The sequence below is a fragment of the Mycobacterium sp. 1245499.0 genome, from assembly GCF_001673615.1.
Classification (GTDB): Bacteria; Actinomycetota; Actinomycetes; order Mycobacteriales; family Mycobacteriaceae; genus Mycobacterium; species Mycobacterium europaeum_A.
The window spans coordinates 1-1669 of record NZ_LZMG01000069.1 but is presented as its reverse complement, the minus strand read 5'-3'; the positions used below and the strand labels follow the sequence as shown (position 1 = coordinate 1669).

Annotated in this window: 2 protein-coding genes and 1 pseudogene; 2 read left to right on the top strand and 1 reads right to left on the bottom strand. The window is 66.6% G+C overall.

Annotated features, from left to right (window positions below; genetic code table 11):
* Positions 1-302, top strand: a pseudogene (locus tag A5646_RS03520) (M18 family aminopeptidase); the annotation flags it as partial.
* A gap of 12 nt (positions 303-314) precedes the next feature.
* Here the strand turns inward: A5646_RS03520 and A5646_RS03515 are convergent.
* Positions 315-671 carry a DoxX family protein gene (locus A5646_RS03515; RefSeq protein WP_067019888.1) on the bottom strand — a complete coding sequence of 119 codons (357 nt, stop codon included), beginning with the start codon at positions 669-671 and terminating at the stop codon, positions 315-317.
* Positions 672-1016: 345 nt separating this feature from the next.
* Here A5646_RS03515 and A5646_RS03510 point away from each other — a divergent pair, with 345 nt between their 5' ends.
* A complete protein-coding gene (locus A5646_RS03510; RefSeq protein ID WP_066865471.1) occupies positions 1017-1439 on the top strand; it encodes a hypothetical protein in 423 nt (140 codons plus the stop codon).
* Positions 1440-1669: the final 230 nt, after the last annotated feature.

Sequence of the window (1669 nt, the reverse complement as noted above, 5' to 3'; positions counted from 1 at the left end):
ACGCCGGGCCGGTGCTGAAGGTGCACCCCAACTTGCGTTATGCCACCGACGGACGCACGGCCGCGGCCTTCGCGCTGGCCTGCCGGCAGGCCGGGGTCAACCTGCAGCGCTACGAGCACCGCGCCGACCTGCCCTGCGGGTCGACGATAGGGCCGCTCGCTGCCGCCCGGACCGGCATCCCGACCGTCGACGTCGGCGCCGCGCAGCTGGCGATGCACTCGGCGCGCGAGTTGATGGGCGCGCACGACGTGGCCTCGTACTCGGCCGCGATGCAGGCCTTCTTTTCGCCCGAGTCGTTCTGAGGTTCGACAGGGCTACATGAAAGCCAGAGTCAGCGCGAAGGTTGCGGCGTTGAGGGCGAGCAGGAACCCGGCGAACGCGAACTGACCGGAAATATCGTTGGCGAGTACGTGGGTGTACATCGCGCAAATGAAGAAGATAGTCAGCCCGGCTGCCGCGGCGACGCCGATTGCCGGAATCCACAGGCCGACGATAAGCCCAAGGGCGCCTAAGGTTTTCAGGGTGCCGATGGGGAACCGCAGCCAGGACAGCGGCACCCCGGCCCGGCGCATGGGCCCCATGATGGGCGCGAAGTGGAGCAGTGCGCTCACGCCCGAGAAGCCGTCGAAGGCTATGGCAATTGCCGTCACGATGAGGTATGCGGTGCGCATGTTGGGGTCTTCCGTGGTTGGTCGAATGAGAGCAGAGTCGTCTGTGTCACCCCGTCGGGGCAGCCCTGACGCACCAGGCCAGAGCGCTTCGGAAAGCGACCACCGACCGGCTCTTCGATCGGGTATCGCCGCGTTAGGGGTCCATCGCTTCTCCTATTGCGTATTCCGTTGCGGTGGCCCGCAATCGGCTGATCCAGTCCGGGTGGAGTAGCCGGCCGCTACCAGCAACTCGTATCAAGGACGGATCGGCGGGGCGCAAAGTTACACGCGCGCGTAACTTTTCGCCGCCGCGCCTCGTCGTCACTTCGTGAGGCGGCAATCCTGACGCCACGACGAGGAGGATCGATGACAGCGGAGAGCTGGTACGGCCCGCGCTGGCCGCGGGTGACCGCCCGTGCCACCAGTGCAACGTTGGCAATCCTGGCGGTGGCTCAAGCCGCATTCGCCGGCAGTTTCCTGGGTGGGCAGTACGACGCACTGGGGCTGCACTCCGCGGGTGCGAAAGTGACCACGGTGCTTTCCGTCGTTCAGGTGGTGGTGCTGGTGATCGTGAGCAGGACGGGCGGGCCGCGCTGGCCGATAGCGGTCGCGACGCTGGTGACCATCCTCCTCATCGCCGAGTTCGCCTCGGGGGAATTGCGGCTGACAGCGTTACACGTTCCGCTCGGGGTGCTGTTGATCGTGGGGATCGTTCAGCTGACCGCATCGGTGTGGCGGTGGCCGCTGGCCGCACGCTCTCGTCCAGCACACCAGGATGTGATTCGGTGAACCGGCGTAGCGCGCTGCGGGTGGGCGCTGCCGCGGCTGGAATCGGCTTGGTCGGTGCCGGCTGGCCAATGGCGGGCGCACTGCTGGGATCGGCAGAATCGGGACGGCTCGTGCGCAGTCAGACCAAACTGCCCGACCGCTATCAAGTCCCGTTGCCGATCCCGGAGCAATTGGCACCGGTCAGCAGCGATGCCGGCACCGACCAAGCCGAGATCACCCAGCAGATCTCG

Excerpts from the sequence above, each read along its gene's own strand:
- A5646_RS03515 (WP_067019888.1), bottom strand. The coding sequence starts at position 671 with ATGCGCACCGCATACCTCATCGTGACGGCAATTGCCATAGCCTTCGAC.
- A5646_RS03510 (WP_066865471.1), top strand. The coding sequence starts at position 1,017 with ATGACAGCGGAGAGCTGGTACGGCCCGCGCTGGCCGCGGGTGACCGCC.